Here is a 16,614-nt window from a genome sequence, read left to right on the forward strand (position 1 = left end):
AAAAAGGCGTCCCATTGGGACGCCTTGATGTTAATTAATGGGGGCTCAAACCAGATTTAGGGGATGGCTCCGACTGGCACCAGGAAGGATTCCATCATTGCGTCCAGCGCGGCCAGATCCGGTGTGAAGGCGTTGGTGGGTTGGCCGGCGAGGGTGGTTTCCAGATTGGTGATGTAGGTTTCATAATTGTTGGAAAACACCTCCCAACCTTCTGCGGGTTCGATCATGTTGTCCACGGCGAAATTGGGGTGGGTGATCGGGAAGGTGGCCGAGATGAAATACTGGCCGTCTTCTGTTAGGCCGCTGAAGGCATAAAAAGCGCTGACATTGTTGATCGGCATGACAGCCTGCCCGTATTGAGTGACGAAGCGGACGCCCTGGCCATTTCTGAAGGTCAGGTAACTCACCTGGGCTTGCATCATTTGAGCGGCGTTGAATTTGGGCAGGAAGGGGATGCTGGTGGGGTTCGGGTCCTGGTTGGCCAGCAGCGTCTGGAGGTTGGTGATCGTGGTTTGGGTGTTGGGTTCCAGGGCTATGTAGTCCGCCACGGGATAGATCCAAATGGTGGGTGTATGGTAATCATTGGGGACGGGATAGCCGTTGAAGTTCAGCTCAATCATGTCGGGGTTAAAGTCCCAGGGCGCCAGGTTTGGGTCTGGGACCACTTCAGCGATGAGGGCCTGGTTGAAACCGGTAGCATAGGCACTGGGATAGCAGAACTCGACTGTGAAAGCGTAACCGGGCAGCATGCCGGGTGCGCAAGTGTAGACCTCTTCGGTGGGCGCTTCGGTGGGTGCTTCGGTCACTTCTTCGGTGATGGCTTCGGTTGGGGCATCAGTGGGGACGTTGGGTTCAGGCGTCTCCGTTGTGTTCTGTCCCGGCAGGCTACAGGCCAGCGCTGCCAGTAACAGTGCGCCAATCACAAGCATGAGGTTCAAACGTTTCATTATTCTCTCCTTAGGGTGAACTTTTTCATTAAATTACTAATTTGATGCTTCCATTATGCATCTGAAATCAAAACGCTGTCAACAGATAAGCGTTAAGGGAAGATTAGGATTATTAAACTGGTGCGCTCATGGGCGGAGCGCACCCTCCGAGTTATGTATTCACACTCTTCCCCTTTTGAGGGAGGGGCAGGGGATAGGGTGTGTCGTTGGTAATTGTTATTGTAGGATGTGTTTTTTCTTCGAACACCCCAATGGGAATGGTGTGGACTAGAGCAGGCCTTACTTAGCTTATTGTTTGGTAATCAATTTTCAACAGGAACGCACCCTACCTATACAAAGCGACCTCCAGAGGAAGAAAGTTCCGGAGGTCGCTCGTAATTTGCTTCGAAAATTTAGTGCTTTTGCTTGAGGGCATCCCAGCCGGCATAGCGGGCGGTGTCACCCAGTTCGGCTTCGATGCGGAGCAGCTGGTTGTATTTGGCAACCCGATCGGAACGGGCGGGAGCGCCGGTCTTGATCTGGCCCATGTTCATCGCCACGGAGAGGTCAGCGATGGTGGTGTCTTCGGTCTCACCGGAGCGGTGGGAGGTCACGGCCGTCCAGCCAGCGTTCTGGCAGAGGGAAACGGCTTCCATGGTCTCGGTCAGGGAACCGATCTGGTTCACTTTGACCAGCAGGGAGTTGCAGGCTTTTTCTTCAATGGCCTTGGCAACCCGTTCGGGGTTGGTCACCAGCAGGTCGTCGCCAACGATCTGGACTTTGTCGCCGACTTCAGCGGTGAGGGCTTTCCAACCCTCCCAGTCGTCCTGGGCCAGGCCATCTTCGAGGGAGACGATCGGGTACTTGTTGACCCAATCAACCCAGAACGCAACCATCTCGTCACTGGAGAGTTCGCGACCTTCGGTCCGCAGGTTGTAGGTTTTCTTGTCCACATCATAGAACTCGGAAGCGGCAGGATCCAAAGCGATGGCGATATCTTTGCCAGCTTTGAAACCGGCTTTTTCGATGGCTTCGAGGATGGTCTCGACAGCTTCTTCATTGGCCTTGAGTGCCGGGGCGTAACCGCCTTCGTCACCGACCAATGTGGCGTAACCCTTGGCTTTCAAAACACCCTTGAGGGTGTGGTAAATTTCAGCACTCCAGCGGAGGCCTTCAGCAAAGGTGGAAGCGCCCAGGGGCATGACCATGAATTCCTGCGCATCGGTGGTCTGCCAGCTGGTGTGAGCGCCACCATTGAGGATGTTCATCATGGGGGTAGGGATAACGTGAGCATAGGTGCCGCCCAGATAGCGGTAGAGTGGGAGGCCCAGTGAATTCGCGGCGGCTTTGGCAATCGCCAGGCCGGTACCGAGAATGGCATTGGCGCCCAATTTGCTCTTGTTCTTGGTGCCGTCGAGATCGATCATTGCCATGTCAATAGCAACCTGCTGGGTGGCATCTGCGCCAAGCAGCAGTTCAGCAATTTTGGAGTTGACGTTTTCAACAGCTTTCAGAACACCTTTGCCGCCAAATTTGTTTTTATCGCCGTCACGCAGTTCCAGTGCTTCATGCACACCGGTGGAAGCACCGGAGGGCACCGCGGCGCGACCCCAGCTGCCATCACCCAGAATAACCTCAACCTCAACGGTGGGGTTGCCGCGTGAATCGAGAATTTGTAATGCATTAATGGAAATAATTGTTGTATCCATGTCGTACCTCAGAAATTCCTTTCATAGTTCTTAAGATCATACTTATTATAAACAAGAATCAACCTTTGGTTAGTTCGCAGGTTGGTACTGTTCTTCAATTATGGCGCCATCCTGGTCAATTTTTAGGACCATGCTATCGGTTGTCAGGGTGACGATCTCATAGCTCAGGTCTTGTTCGGCGCCGGTGATCAGGACAAGCATGGGGCTGGAAATGGTATTGATGTACCAATTGCCTTCTTCCTTGCCGCTGTCAGTAGTGATTGTATAAGCGCCATCTGCCAGGAAGGTGAAGGTCTTGCCGCCGTGTGCGGTTTCCTGGTTATTGACCAGATATGTGGTCAATGTCCAGGCTGGGACCTCAGTCAGTTGGGTGGCATCAATGGCGTAAACGGGATAGGCCTCATCGACCGGATAGGCACTATCCTCGGAGCTGTCCGTTGTTTTCGGTTGAGCGCTCTTACATCCCGTGAGCAATATACTCATCACAACGAAAAGGATGGTAATGACCTTGATCGATTTCATCGCAACTCCTGTCAGTCTTATTTTTCGCCGCAAACCCCCGCCCGCTCACAAACCGCTTTGATGAAAGCGCTGAAGAGGGGATGTGGCCGGTTAGGACGGGAAAGAAATTCCGGATGGAATTGGGTTCCCAGCATGAAGGGGTGATCCTTCACTTCGGTGATCTCAACCAGGCGGTTATCTGGTGAGACACCGGAACAAACCAGGCCCGCTGCTTCCAGATCCGAACGGAATTCGTTATTCAGTTCGAACCGGTGGCGATGGCGCTCTTCGACCAGATCGGTCTGGTAGGCATCGCTGGCTTTTGTCCCGGGCATTAGATGGCATGGATAAAGACCAAGCCGCATTGTGCCGCCTTTTTCGGTGACGTTGTGCTGATCCGGCATCAGGTCAATGACCGGGGCTGGAGTGGAGTGGTCGAATTCCGATGAGTTGGCTTTATCGAAATGCAGCACATTTCGGGCATATTCGATCACCATCACCTGCATCCCCAGACATAATCCCAGATAAGGGATCTTGTTTTCACGGGCAAAGGTTACTGTCCTAATTTTACCCTCAATTCCTCGGCTGCCGAATCCGCCTGGCACTACGATTCCGTCAACGCCCTCCAACTCTTCCCAACCGATATCATTTTCGAGGTCGGTGGAGTGTACCCAGCGCAGGTCCAGTTCCACGCCGTGGGCCAGGGCCGCATGTTTGAGAGCTTCGCGAACGCTGATGTAGGCATCATGCAGTTCAACATATTTTCCGACCAGAGCCACGGTGATGGATGGCTTGGGTTTGCGCACTTCAGCGATCAGCGCTTCCCATTCGGTCCAGTCAGGTTGTTTCTGGGGTTTGAGTTCCAGCCTCTCCAACAGCATGTCCGCAATGCAGGTCTTATCCAGCAAGAGAGGAATCTCATAGAGGATGGAGGACGTGACCATTGGGATCACGGCATCGGGTTTGACATCGCAGAACAGAGCGATTTTTTCGTTGATTTCGGGGTCAATTTCATAATCCGAGCGGGTCACGATCAGATCGGGGAGGATGCCGATCGAGCGGAGTTCGCGCACGGAGTGTTGGGTGGGTTTGGTCTTGAGTTCACCGGTTGCGCCGATGTGGGGCAGCCAGGTGAGGTGGACATAAGCTGTATTTTCTCGGCCCAGGTCAAAGCGCATTTGGCGGATGGCCTCCAGGAAGGGCAGGCCTTCAATGTCACCAACCGTGCCGCCGACTTCCACCAGGACGATATCTGCGCCGGTGGTTTTACCCACCAACCGGACCCGTCGTTTAATTTCATTGGTGATATGAGGAATGACCTGAATGGTGCCGCCAAGATAATCCCCGCGGCGTTCACGGCCAATCACCTCGGCATAAACCTGACCGGTTGTGACGTTGCAGACCTTGTTCAGGCGGATGTCAATGAACCGTTCATAATGTCCCAGGTCCAGGTCCGTCTCTGCGCCGTCATCCAGTACAAAGACTTCACCATGCTGGTAGGGGCTCATCGTGCCGGGATCGACGTTGATATAGGGGTCGAGTTTTTGCACAGCGACATTGAAGCCGCGTTCCCGCAGCAGACGGCCGGTTGCGGCTGCGGTCACGCCTTTGCCGACGGAGCTTAGAACACCACCGGTGAAAAAGATATACTTGGTTGTCATGTTTCCTCCTCGCCTAAAAAGGCAGCGCCTCATGATCAATCAGATCGATAAAGGTATCTCTATAATCCATTAAAAGAAAAAGGGAGGGCCGATTATTCCGGCACCTCCCCGGTGTCTCTAATTCAGATATTGGTCCTCATCTCGGAGGATGAGGGTCGCTTATCAGGATTCTTGACCAACTTTATTCTCCAGTGTGCGTGAAAGAAGATCTTCCTGCTCTGAATCCGCATCTTTGTTCTTGCGGGACTTCTTCTTGGCATTCTTTTCTTCGTTTTCCGCTTTTTCCATGGCCGACCGTAAAGCAATTTCCATTGCGGTCAGATCAGGTTCTTTGGTTTCTTCTTCGACAACGTTGCTGGCTTGCTGATGGGCCTGCATGGTCTCAGGAAGTTCCTGGAGTGCTTTAATGCTGAGCTTGATCTGTTTCTTACGGCGATTGACTTCCAACACTTTGGCTTCCACTTCGTCGCCTTCCCGGACAACCTCGCCAGGGGTGCGGACGTAACTGTGTGAAAGCTCGCTGATATGGATCAGGCCGGGGCGTTCTGCACCAATTTCAACAAAGGCACCAAAGGTTTCCAAACGAACGACATTACCTTTTACGGTCATGCCTGGTTTGATCTCACGCCATTCCATCGCCAAAGGCTCTTTCATGGTCAGTTCGATCCGGTCTTTGCGGACCCGTTTGACCCAGAAATCCAATGAATCTCCAACCTTCAGCACTTCTTCAATGCTGTTGATCTGAGCTTTTGGATCGCCGTCTTTAACTGCCTGAGAAATGTGGATAAAAGCAGGTTTGTCAACACCAATGTTGACCAACGCGCCCTGAAGCGTCGTTTTAAGCACTGTCCCCGTATAGCGCTCTTTTGCTTTAATATCTTGTTCTTGTTCCATAGCGCTTCTCTCCCGTTCACAACTTACAAAAATTCACGAAAGCTGATTATACCGTGCGGTGGGGTATGTGTCAAACCGAGCCTGTGTCAGAATGAAGTGAATCGTGGGTGAGTAATGTCACCTTTTATAACTGGATTCGTAACTGGCTAGTGTTTTTAATTATAGGGGATTTGAAGAAGAAATAACAGTGGTGTTTTGTTCCAGCGTGAGGTCAGATCTGAGCAGGAGCGCCCTAAGATTTCTTTTTGACGACTAAAAGGATCCCCCCAGCCACGACAACCACGGCCAGTCCGATCTCAGCCCAGCGCAGGGGTGTGAGATCAGCCAACCAGTTTGTGGATGTTTTTGCAGGAGGTTGTTCGCTGAGTGAAACGACTTCACCGGCCTGGTCCATGTTGATCCCCAGGATCAGGTCTCCTTCTTCGCCGTTATCCATCACCCGTGTGGTCATTGTTTCCTCAGTTGGTGCGGTATCAATGGGGTAACCACCGCCGCCGGAAGGCTCGATTGGGATAGACTCTTCATAGATATAGGGCTCAGCGCCACCCCCGATTCCTTCAGCAATATCGCCACCGCCGCCACCTGAACCTGAAGCAGGTACACCCCAAATGATCAGTGGTTCTGCGACTTTTGCCTCCGGTTCTTCCTCCGCCAGTATGGCCTCATCCTGCACATAAACCGATTCAAGCATGGGCGCCACGGCTCTTTCCGATTGGGTGCTGGAAAAACCACCCAGAATGTATTCCGCGCCGAACATCACCACCAGCAGGATCGCTGCGAGTGAGGTTGCCCAGCGTACGCTGGAGAAGAAGGGCTGCTTTTGTTTGCGAACCTTGACCATATCAGGAGTCAGGGTAAAGGATCGTGGGGCGCGGACTCGGCGCAGGCGGCTGAATAGCAACTTGGTATTACGCAAGCCTTCATACATTTCCTGCAATTCGGGTTCGCTGGCCAGACGCGACTCGATCTGCCGCTGTTCGGTCTCATCGAGTTGACCGTCCAGATAGGCAGAAAGCTGCTCCAGTTCTTTGACCCTTTGTCTTTCGTTCATCATTCTGTTTCCTCGTTCTTTAGACGAAAGATTTCAGGCAAAAGTTCCCAAAACCCCTGAAGGCAGTCTTGCACCCGAGACCTGGCCCTTGCCAGTCGGCTTTTCACTGTGCCGAGGGGGGTATCGGCAATTTCGGAGGCCGCCTCGTAATCCATACCCTCAACATCCACCAGAACGATGATAGTACGGAATTTTTCTTCCAATTCGCTGATGCAATGCTGGATGGCTTTTTCCAGCGCTGCCTGTTCCATTTGTTCTTCTGGGGAGGCCTGGTCATCTTCGATCCAATAAGGATCTTCCAGCGTTTCTCCATCGTCTAGTTCAGGCGTCAGAGGCGTCACCGGGCGGCGTTGGCGGCGGCGGAGCTCATCATAACAGGCGTTGGTGACGATCCGCAGCAGCCAGGACTTGAACGAACCTCCCCGGTATTGATGCAATTTCTGGTAGGCAGAGATGAATGCTTCCTGACAAGCATCGCCGGCAGCGCCATGTTCGCCCATCACGCGATAGGCAACGTTATAGGCCATGTCCTGATAATGCAAGACCAGGCCATTGAAGGCATCTAGATTGCCATTGAGTGCGTCTTGGATCAGTTCTTGTTCGTCCATACCAACCGGTTTGTCTTTGACGTGCCTTTCAGGTGGATGAAGGTAAAAATGTCAGATGTTATTCGTCGGTGTCCTCATCGCCCACGCTGCGCAGGTGGGGGAACAGGATCACTTCCCGGATACTGCGCCGGCCCGTGAGCAGCATGACCAGCCGGTCCACGCCGATCCCAAAACCGCCGGCAGGGGGCATCCCATAGCTGAGGGCGTTCAAATAATCGTCATCCATTGGATGGCGTTCTTCGTCATCGCTTTCATAATCACGGCCCATTTCGAGGAAACGTTGTTCCTGATCCAGCGGGTCGTTCAATTCGGTGAAAGCATTGCAGAGTTCCATCCCACCAACAAAGCCTTCAAAGCGTTCCACAATTGCCGGATTGCCGGGTTGATTCTTCGCCAGAGGGGAGATGTCCCTTGGATAATTATAAAGGAAGGTTGGCTGGATGAAGTTCGGCTCTAGAAAGTCGCCAAGCAGGGCGTCGATCAGCTTCCCGCGGGCAGCACCCGGTTTGACCTTGAGGCCTTTGGCTTTCATCGCGGCTTCCAGTGATTCAGCGGTGGGGTGTTCTTCGATATCAATGCCGGTGGCTTCAATCAGACCCTGCCGCAGTTCCACCCGGTTCCAGGGTGGTGTGAGGTCGATCTCTTTGCCATCGAAAGTAATCTTAGTGGTGCCCAGGACCTTCTCGGCGACAAAGGCGATCATTTGCTCGGTGAATTCCATCACCTGCAGATAGTCGGCATAAGCCCAGTAATACTCCAACTGGGTGAATTCCGGGTTGTGCTTGAAGGAGACGCCTTCGTTGCGGAAATCGCGCCCAATCTCATATACCCTTTCCAGGCCGCCCACAAGCAGCCGTTTCAGATAGAGCTCGAAGGAAATCCGCAGGAAGAGGTCTTGATGAAGTTGGTTGTGATGGGTGACGAAGGGCCTCGCAGCTGCGCCACCATAGATGGGTTGAAGAATGGGCGTTTCAACTTCGATGAAGTCGTGCTCATCCAGGAACTGACGGAGGAAGCGGACAGTCGCTGCCCGGATTTTGAAGATTTCCTGTACTTCAGGGTTCACGGCCAGGTCGACATAGCGCTGGCGGAAACGGGTTTCCGGGTCACTCAGCGTGGCATGCCGGACGACTTCACCGTTGACGACTTCGTCTTTGGCAGCCGGCAGGGGACGCAGGGCCTTGGCCAGCAATTTGTAATCTTCCACATAAAGTGAAATTTCGCCGCGTTTGGTCCGGAACATATAGCCGCCGGCCTGAATGAAATCGCCCAAGTCGAAATATTTATCCAGCTCCGCCATTTTTTCTTCACCGAGGTCATTGATCCGGAAGAAAAGCTGGATGCGGCCGGCACGGTCGTCAATGTGGGCGAAGGCGATCTTGCCCATGGTCCGCAGTGACCGCAGACGTCCTGCCAGGGTGACCTTGATAGGAGTCTCATCACCAGCTTCTTCAGCCTTGGTGAAAGCATCTATGGCTGCCTGGCTGGTGTGGGTTTGTTCTGCACGGGTGGGGTAGGGTTCCAGCCCATCCGCCTGGACATCATGGAGTTTATCCAAGCGGTTGCGTTCAAGTTCCGTGAATGAATCTTCGAGCATAATACCTTCCTAATTTGATGAAATAAAAGCCCCGTCCAGGTTTCCCGGGCGGGGCATTTGAGCGGATTTTTGTGGGCTAGCCTACAGCCAGGATATCAATCTCAAAAGCACCGCCAGGGGCTTCGACCTTAACTTTATCACCAGCCTTATGATTTAGCAACGCTTTGCCCAAAGGGGACTCATTTGAGATGCGTCCCAGCCGAGGATCAGCCTCGGCATGACCAACGATCACGTATTCTTCCGGGTCAAATCCGTCCTCTTTCACCTTGACCTTGGAACCGACCTGGATGGTGTCGTTATTCGCGTTTTCTTCAATCAATTTAGCGTTGGCAAGCAGGATCTCCAATTCCTTGATCCGGCCTTCAACGAAAGATTGTTCATTTTTTGCGGCTTCGAGTTCTGCGTTTTCGATCAGTTCGCCATCTTCCATCGCATTCCGCAGGCGGTCTGCGACCTCTGTGCGTTTATCCGTACGAAGATAGTCCAGCTCTTTCAGCAGCCGATCATAACCTTCTTGTGTTAAATACGAACTGGGCATGACAAATTCCTTCCGATTTTGCTCTGTTCATTGCCGGGGAAGAATTATCCCCTTAGATTAAACAAAAAAATTCGCTATTTTCAAGATTTAACCGTACATTACTCTGGAAAACAGTGATTATCGTCAATTGGATGCTATATTATCATATTTTTGATTCAAAATCAAGCAGGTTATGTGGATATAATCAAATAATTTTGAATAAACACCAAATATAATTAAGTCACTAATAGGCATAGTAATGCTCGAATTATCTGTCATTATCATTTGATCTATAAATATTTCTTCCACCGAGCTGATCGGGATTGGAACGTTTATTGCATCCCTAAACCTGACAATTTTATTCAATGGTTCAGGACGGAAGAATCATTCCGGCCTGGCATGAATGTTGCACATGTAGGGGTAGGTTTATTCTGAAACATTATCAAAAAAATACCCCGGTGCCTGGCCAGGGTCAGGTGATATTGCAAAGGGAGCTTAATGTGAGTAAAACATTGAAATTCGGGATTATTATTTTAGCCATTTTATGCCTGGCTTTACTGGCATTGACTCTGCTTGAACTACCCGGAAAATCGAACGAGGATCAGGTTGTCGCCCAGACCGATTCCACCCCGCAGGATTGGGGTGATTCGGATCTGGCTGAGGTAGTGCTTACTGCGATTGATCAATCTGAAGGTTGGTTGCCGGCGGAGTCTTATGTTATTGACATGATCCAATATCAGGATGATGGGCAGGTCGCGGCTGTTTGGTTGGCAGCGATTGACCCGGAGACTGGTGAATTAATTGGCCGCGAACCTGATTTGGTGATGGCTGAGCAGGATGCTGAAGGCAAATGGATTTTGATGGTCAGCGGGGAAGAGAAATTTGATGACGTCCTGACAGAATTTCAATATGTTTCCAAAACGATTCAGGGAGATGTGGATGCGGAGCAGGTTGCAATTTCCAAAGACGCTAAGGTGTATGGTGGTTACTATCTCCCCTGGGCGGAGAACCTGACCAAACGTCTGACCTGGTCTGTGGGACATACCTCCTGTTATCCCACCTATTACTGCACCCATGCTTTTGACTTTGCAGATGGCACCATGTTCCCCATGGTGGCTGCCAAGGGTGGGACGGTTTACCATTGGAAGGACAACTGTGCGAATGGAGATTCTTCTTGCACCAACAGCATAACTATTCAGGACCGTTCCACCACACCCTGGACATACCAGATCTACCTGCATATTGCGCAGGGTTCAGTCCCAGCTAACCTGAAACAGGTCGGCGCGCCCGTGATGCAGGGGCAGTATATAGCAGATGTGGATGATACCGGCTACAGCACCGGACACCATGTTCACTTCATGGTTGTTTCGGACGAAACGAAATACCTTTCTGTCAGTGGTTATATCTGGGGTGTTGCGCTGGATATCACCTTTAAAGATGTCTCAATAAACTGGGATGCCGCAACCCAGGGCGGTCGCCCGCGGCTCGAGTATGAAGCCGCAACCTACGGCGGCGAAGGACAGGCATACTACACCTCGGGTAATGCCCCGGCGAATCCGCCGACTGGCGCTCTGACGGCACCGCTTACAAAGACATATCAAACTGATCCCCTGATGACCGTTTCAGGGTGGGGCCAGGACGATATCGCTGTTACCAAATTGGAAATTCTGGCGAGATATGATGATGGCGACTGGATGACGATTGACGAACAGACTGCGACGCCCTTCACGGCTCAGGTGAATTTGTGCGAAACGGAAGTGCCTGATGGTCCCTTTGATTTGGCCCTGCGGGTCTGGGATTATGAGGGCAATCCCTCCTCGATTGTTTCCATACGGGAAGTGGTCAAGGGTGTGGAGTGTTCAGCAGGGGTGGACCCTGACGTTTCGTTGAATAAGATCAATGGCACAGTCCTGCTGCCCAACAGCGGCCAGGTCAGTGCAACTGTAATTAAGGGCAGTACCAACAGCAATATCGTCTCCGTGGACTTTTGGTTCCACGGTATGAATTGGAATGGCGATGAATGGGTTCTGCTCGGTACGGACACTAACGGTGCTGATGGATGGCAGGCCCCCTTTGAAGCCGGCAGCCTGGGCGAATCAACGACTTATTCCGTCCTCGCTGTGGCGACCGATGCCCTGGGCAATCAGGGTACGGACCTGACCTTCAATGCAACTTTGGATAAGACTAATCCATGGGTGAATTTTGGTTCGATCAATTCGCCTATATTGACCGGACAGTTTACTATCACCTGGACTGCTGGTGATCAGTTAACCGGGATAAGTCATTATGCTCTCGATATGAAAGTTAACAATGGTGAGTGGCAACCTTTGGACAGTAAGCTCGCCAAAGAGGCTTCTTCCTATATAATCAATGTAAACGAAACGGAGCTGATTATTATCCGGCTGATCGTAACGGATAATGCCGGGAATGTTACTATTGGAAAAACAGCGCTATACTCAGAAGGTTATGTGTTCCCTGAAGGTTTAATATTCCCGATATTTTTTAATAATCATTAGGGAAGAAAAAGGAAGACAGAAATATCAAAAACCCATAATTGCCAACTTGGTATAATGGAAAAGGATATTGAGTAACCGATTTAGGAGAAACCAATTTGGCAGTTGCTTTGATCACCGGGATTACCGGACAAGATGGCTCTTACCTGGCAGAATTTTTGCTGGCTAAGGGCTATCGTGTTGTCGGCATGGTTCGCCGGTCAAGCACGGTGGATTTCGAGCGGATTGCTCATATTCAGGATCAAATTGAAATAACCCACGGCGATCTGGCGGATCAGGGATCTCTTTATGAGATTTTTGAAACCTATAAGCCGGATGAGGTTTATAACCTGGGCGGTCAGTCGGATGTTCAGCTTTCCTGGACCCAGTCCGTTTTGACCGCCGATTCCACGGCTTTAGGCGTGGCCCGGATATTGGATTGTTTGCGTCAGGTGACGCCTCGGTCAAAATTCTATCAAGCCTCCACCAGTGAGATGTTCGGTGACGCTGGAACTTCCCCTCAGAATGAACAAACGCCTTTGAATCCCCGGAATCCCTATGGGATAGCCAAGGTCTATGCCCACCTTTTGACGCAAAATTACCGCAAACATTATGGATTGTTTGCGGTTGCAGGTATCCTTTACAATCATGAAAGCCCCCGGCGTGGGAAGGAATTTGTCACCCGCAAAATCACGCACACCGTTGCCCGGATTGTGAACGGTCAGGCCGATGAATTGCGCCTGGGCAACCTGGATTGCCAACGGGATTGGGGTTTTGCCGGCGATTATGTCCGAGCGATGTGGTTGATGCTCCAGCAGGATGACCCTGATGATTATGTGATCGGCTCTGGTCACCTGCATACCGTGCGGGACTTCTGCCGGGTTGCTTTTGAAGTCGTTGGATTGGATTATCAGGAATATGTAGCTCAGGATCCCCAGTTCTTCCGGCCTGTGGAGGAATACCCATTGTTGGCCGATCCATCTTATGCTCACGATCAGCTGGGATGGGAGCCAGAGGTTGGCTTTGAGGATTTGGTTCGATTGATGGTCGAAGCTGACCTGAAAGCTTTGGAAAAGTAACAGGATTGATGGAATGAGTGGCGAAAATTTGCTTAGTGACCGCGAACAAGAAATCCTCCGGCTGGTGGCCGAAGGGTTGACCAATCGCGAAATCGCCCAGCAGCTCTCCATCAGTCATAATACGGTAAAAGTCCATCTCTCAAACATTTTTGAGAAAGCAGGCGTTTCCTCTCGCACTGAGGCGACTCTTTATGCCATTGAACAACGCATCGTGGACGTACCCGGTGGCGAGGATGACACTCAGACGGAGCAAACGAATACACCTGGCTTAGTGGCCCGTTTCCGCTGGATCTGGTTGGTAGCCGTTTTAGTAATTATATTTCTTGGCGTCTTACTTGGAACGAACCTTTTTACGGCAGAGGAAACGCCGGTTACAATGGTCCCCACCGCAGATGTGGCGGAACGCTGGCAGGCATTGGCGTCATTGCCCCAGCCTGAAACCGGTATGGCATTCGTAACGTATTCCAATGAAATATTCAGCATCGGTGGGCAGAGTTCGGAAGGCGGCGTTGGTGATGTTTATCGGTTTGATCTGGCAACCGGCATTTGGTCCGCCGCAGCGGTCAAACCCACACCGGTCTCGGAGGTTGAGGCGGTTTTGATTGGCGAGAAGATATATGTCCCCGGCGGTTTTGATTCAAGCGGCTCTCCAACCGCAGCGTTGGAAATTTATGATCCCCGGCAGGATATTTGGACAACAGGCGCAGCACTGCCTGAACCGCTTGCCAATTATGCTTTGGCGGATTATGAAGGCCTGCTTTATTTATTCGGTGGGTCAGATGGTGACAAAACCAACGATATCGTCTGGATCTATGACCCGGTGCAGGATACCTGGCAGCCGGGTGCCCCTATGAAGACCGCTCGGGAAGGTGCGGCAGCTGTGGCGCTCACTGACCGGATTGTTATTCTGGGTGGGCGAAACGAGACTGGATTACTACAGTCCACGCAATCTTATTTCCCATCCCGTGATGCCAATGGGGAGGATCCCTGGGAGGAATTTGTTGATATGCCGCAGGGCCGCGCTGAGTTTGGCGCCGCCAGCATATATGACTTGATCTATCTCTTGGGCGGTGAGGTGGACGCCGCAGGGGAAACAGGGTTGATCCTGGTGGAAGGGAATTGGGTCTCACTGCCTGTGGAGCAGGATTACACCACCAGCCACACCCGGCTGCTCTCCATTGGCCAGCTGCTCTATGTCCTGGCAACGTCACCCGAGATGACCGAAACGGAATTCTGGTCCTACCAGGCCTTTTATTACAGCATCTATATCCCGATTGTGCCTTAGTGAAGGAATTTGAAATTTAACGACAAAGTGGGCGATATTCCATCGCCCACTGTTGATTTCCAACAGAATTAAGATTAGTTTTCCACGAGGGCCATATCAAACATGATTCCAATTAATGGCCGGACGTAGTAATTGTCGTTATAGACAAAGTCATTTGCGTTAAGGTCTGTTCCGGTCAGGTCTCCAAGTTGAATGCCAATCTGATGCTGTTCGGGCAGGCCGTTGGCTAAATCAATTTGGAATGTTCCATCGTCACTAATGACCGTTGTACCCAGTAATTCTCCAACATCCGTTGCGTCAATTAGAATAATCGGAACGCCAGCAGGACCTGTGCCAGTGACAACTAAATCGCCGGTTTTCAGTGGGGTGTCAATTGAAAAGTCTGGACCCATAACATAAGTGATTTCATATTCTCCGACAGGGTAACCATCAGAAATGGGATATCCACTTTCTGATGCCTCAGTTGAATTGACATCAACTTGAGCAGGCTCCGTACTTGGGGTGGATTGGCAACCGACCAAAATCAGGGTTGCAATAATGAAGATGAGAGGCAATGTTTTTCTCATGGCAGTCCTTTCAATTTATGATAATTATAACCCTATAAAAACAGGAGCCACTATTGAAGTGACTCCTGCTTGATTTATGTAATACGCTGATCGTTTACGGAACGTAGTTGATCATTTCGTAGTTGCACATATCTCGAGTTTTAGTGGGGGAGTTCTCAGCAACCAGACCAATGATGGCTTGGTCAGCATGGACGATCACACTGAAGGTTTTACCATCTAATTCGCTGAAACTAGTGAAGCCGCTTATGATTGTGAAGACGGATTCATCAGTTTGATTTGAGATGCCGTAGGTGTTGATCGCAGCATCCGGGGCTAAAGGAGTGGTAGTTTCGAAAACATAGACATTGTCCGTGCCATATTCGTAATATGAGAACTGAACTGTCGCAGCGGAGCCACCAACATTTTGAACGGTGACGGCACCGGTAATATTGCCGACAAATTCAATCAGGTTTGGACCAGCGAGATCGGTTGAGGCGTTATTGGCTGGGTAGCCAGCATAGAGGTTGATCCCGTAATTGCCGGGGACATATGACCGTTTCTTGTCATTGGTTGAAGAGATGAGTGGCTGAGGATCGTAATCGTCGTTATCAATTGATTCAATGACCGCCGAGGCATAGGTGCCAGCAGGCATACCACCAAGGTTGTTGGAGTAGCTATCAAACACTTGAGCTTCGCCAGGAGCGAGGATCATGAAATCGGTGAACTGTTGGCCGATATAAGCGGAGTGGCGGCTGTCAACATTGGTCACGGTCAGGGTGATCTGCACGTAAGCATCAGCTAAGCCGACATTCATCACAGCGGCGCTTGCATTCATGGTGCCGTAGTAATCGTTCTTGACGGCAGGATGGTAGAGGACGGTGTCCTGATCTGCAGCGCTTTGCATTCTCGTGGAGAGGGCATAGCCAGCAGGTGAGCCGGTGTGGGGATGCTCGGTGATGACAGCAGCAATTGGGGTGGTTGCGGAAAGTGTCAGGGAACCGTAGCATGGGGATGTCGCTGAGCCAGTGCCGCAATCTTCAGTTGGAACGCCAGCTGAGGCGGGATCAAGCATATACATCTTATTGGCATCAATTGAGATGGTGTCGGTATAGATCGAGCCATCATTCATCTGGAAGGTGTAAACCACATCTGAATCAGCACCGGCGGCCTGGATATAGAAGGTTGTGGTGTGATTGAAGTAGTTGCTCTTGACTTTCGGCATCATTAATTCGGTGGAGGCCATATCCTGGCTGATGCCCTGATAACGGGCGCAGGCTGTACCGCCGTTGGTTCCAACGGAACCATTCGGGAAGTTAGCGATTTCCGAGACGGAAGCAACGGGAACGCTGGCTGAAATCACGACGGAACCCTCGAACCCACTGGGGAGGGAGGAGTCGAAGCCAATGTATGAACCGCCGGAACCGTAGTTTGGTGTGACGCCGGGATCATAGGCAAGCGCCTGGCCAAAATCAAAGGCGTAGGATTCGCTGCCATAGACATCTGTGCTGGAGCCGCCAGCGTAAGCGGTCATCTGGATTGTCCCATCAACGCTGCCTGTCGCCAGGTTTTGGACGTAAAGGGAAGACCACCAGCCACTGCCTGGAAGATCAGCAAAGACCGATGTCACGGTCAAGAGGCCGATGAGCAGAACAAATGCAAAAGCGATGAGAAACCGTTTCATTTTTCTTCTCCTAAGTAACTAAGGATTGATTAACACAATTGTTAGTATGAGTATATGAATTACTGGCT

At 51.3% G+C, this 16,614-nt stretch carries 14 protein-coding genes; 3 read left to right on the forward strand and 11 right to left on the reverse strand.

Going from position 1 to position 16,614, the window contains the following annotated elements; translation table 11 throughout:
• Positions 1-56 precede the first annotated feature (56 nt).
• The 9 genes from JR338_11335 to greA all read right to left on the reverse strand — a co-directional run bounded on the left by JR338_11335 (position 57) and on the right by greA (position 9,485).
• Positions 57-947 (reverse strand): hypothetical protein, encoded by an 891-nt coding sequence (locus tag JR338_11335; protein ID QRN82992.1) that lies wholly within the window; start codon positions 945-947, stop codon positions 57-59.
• Between the two features lie 392 nt (positions 948-1,339).
• Positions 1,340-2,635, reverse strand: a complete 1,296-nt coding sequence (eno, locus tag JR338_11340) for a phosphopyruvate hydratase (GenBank protein ID QRN82993.1) — start codon at positions 2,633-2,635, stop codon at positions 1,340-1,342.
• Between the two features lie 69 nt (positions 2,636-2,704).
• Complete coding sequence (locus JR338_11345) at positions 2,705-3,157, reverse strand: hypothetical protein (GenBank protein ID QRN82994.1); 453 nt, start codon at positions 3,155-3,157, stop codon at positions 2,705-2,707.
• Positions 3,158-3,174: 17 nt separating this feature from the next.
• On the reverse strand, positions 3,175-4,797 hold the full coding sequence (locus JR338_11350; GenBank protein ID QRN82995.1) for a CTP synthase: 1,623 nt from the start codon (positions 4,795-4,797) through the stop codon (positions 3,175-3,177).
• Positions 4,798-4,959: 162 nt separating this feature from the next.
• Positions 4,960-5,691: a S1 RNA-binding domain-containing protein gene (locus JR338_11355; GenBank protein QRN82996.1), complete on the reverse strand. Its 732-nt coding sequence runs from the start codon at positions 5,689-5,691 to the stop codon at positions 4,960-4,962.
• 232 nt (positions 5,692-5,923) lie between these two features.
• Complete coding sequence (locus JR338_11360; protein QRN82997.1) at positions 5,924-6,745, reverse strand: hypothetical protein; 822 nt, start codon at positions 6,743-6,745, stop codon at positions 5,924-5,926.
• Entirely contained in the window at positions 6,742-7,350 is a 609-nt protein-coding gene (locus JR338_11365; protein ID QRN82998.1) for a sigma-70 family RNA polymerase sigma factor, read from the reverse strand. Before JR338_11365 ends, JR338_11360 begins: the two co-directional genes overlap by 4 nt.
• A 58-nt stretch (positions 7,351-7,408) precedes the next feature.
• Positions 7,409-8,947, reverse strand: coding sequence for a lysine--tRNA ligase (gene lysS, locus JR338_11370; protein QRN82999.1), 1,539 nt, complete (start codon positions 8,945-8,947; stop codon positions 7,409-7,411).
• A 76-nt stretch (positions 8,948-9,023) separates the two neighbouring features.
• Complete coding sequence (gene greA, locus JR338_11375; protein QRN83000.1) at positions 9,024-9,485, reverse strand: transcription elongation factor GreA; 462 nt, start codon at positions 9,483-9,485, stop codon at positions 9,024-9,026.
• A 479-nt stretch (positions 9,486-9,964) separates the two neighbouring features.
• Between greA and JR338_11380 the strand changes: the two genes are divergently transcribed.
• The 3 genes from JR338_11380 (at position 9,965) to JR338_11390 (ending at position 14,320) form a co-directional block, all read left to right on the forward strand.
• The gene (locus tag JR338_11380; GenBank protein ID QRN83001.1) at positions 9,965-11,980 is read left to right on the forward strand and encodes a M23 family metallopeptidase; all 2,016 of its coding nucleotides are present in this window, start codon (positions 9,965-9,967) and stop codon (positions 11,978-11,980) included.
• 95 nt (positions 11,981-12,075) lie between these two features.
• A complete protein-coding gene (locus JR338_11385) occupies positions 12,076-13,035 on the forward strand; it encodes a GDP-mannose 4,6-dehydratase (protein ID QRN83002.1) in 960 nt (319 codons plus the stop codon).
• A gap of 13 nt (positions 13,036-13,048) precedes the next feature.
• Positions 13,049-14,320, forward strand: coding sequence for a helix-turn-helix domain-containing protein (locus tag JR338_11390; protein QRN83003.1), 1,272 nt, complete (start codon positions 13,049-13,051; stop codon positions 14,318-14,320).
• A 74-nt stretch (positions 14,321-14,394) separates the two neighbouring features.
• Here JR338_11390 and JR338_11395 read toward each other — a convergent pair whose 3' ends face one another.
• The gene (locus JR338_11395; GenBank protein QRN83004.1) at positions 14,395-14,886 is read right to left on the reverse strand and encodes a hypothetical protein; all 492 of its coding nucleotides are present in this window, start codon (positions 14,884-14,886) and stop codon (positions 14,395-14,397) included.
• Between the two features lie 94 nt (positions 14,887-14,980).
• Positions 14,981-16,546, reverse strand: a complete 1,566-nt coding sequence (locus JR338_11400; protein ID QRN83005.1) for a hypothetical protein — start codon at positions 16,544-16,546, stop codon at positions 14,981-14,983.
• Positions 16,547-16,614 lie beyond the last annotated feature (68 nt).

Source organism: Chloroflexota bacterium (assembly GCA_016887485.1).
Lineage (GTDB): Bacteria > Chloroflexota > Anaerolineae > Anaerolineales > Anaerolineaceae > Brevifilum.

Coding starts and splice junctions, on each gene's coding strand:
- JR338_11335 (QRN82992.1), bottom strand. CDS start 947: ATGAAACGTTTGAACCTCATGCTTGTGATTGGCGCACTGTTACTGGCA.
- eno (QRN82993.1), bottom strand. CDS start 2,635: ATGGATACAACAATTATTTCCATTAATGCATTACAAATTCTCGATTCA.
- JR338_11345 (QRN82994.1), bottom strand. CDS start 3,157: ATGAAATCGATCAAGGTCATTACCATCCTTTTCGTTGTGATGAGTATA.
- JR338_11350 (QRN82995.1), bottom strand. CDS start 4,797: ATGACAACCAAGTATATCTTTTTCACCGGTGGTGTTCTAAGCTCCGTC.
- JR338_11355 (QRN82996.1), bottom strand. CDS start 5,691: ATGGAACAAGAACAAGATATTAAAGCAAAAGAGCGCTATACGGGGACA.
- JR338_11360 (QRN82997.1), bottom strand. CDS start 6,745: ATGATGAACGAAAGACAAAGGGTCAAAGAACTGGAGCAGCTTTCTGCC.
- JR338_11365 (QRN82998.1), bottom strand. CDS start 7,350: ATGGACGAACAAGAACTGATCCAAGACGCACTCAATGGCAATCTAGAT.
- lysS (QRN82999.1), bottom strand. CDS start 8,947: ATGCTCGAAGATTCATTCACGGAACTTGAACGCAACCGCTTGGATAAA.
- greA (QRN83000.1), bottom strand. CDS start 9,485: ATGCCCAGTTCGTATTTAACACAAGAAGGTTATGATCGGCTGCTGAAA.
- JR338_11390 (QRN83003.1), top strand. CDS start 13,049: ATGAGTGGCGAAAATTTGCTTAGTGACCGCGAACAAGAAATCCTCCGG.
- JR338_11395 (QRN83004.1), bottom strand. CDS start 14,886: ATGAGAAAAACATTGCCTCTCATCTTCATTATTGCAACCCTGATTTTG.
- JR338_11400 (QRN83005.1), bottom strand. CDS start 16,546: ATGAAACGGTTTCTCATCGCTTTTGCATTTGTTCTGCTCATCGGCCTC.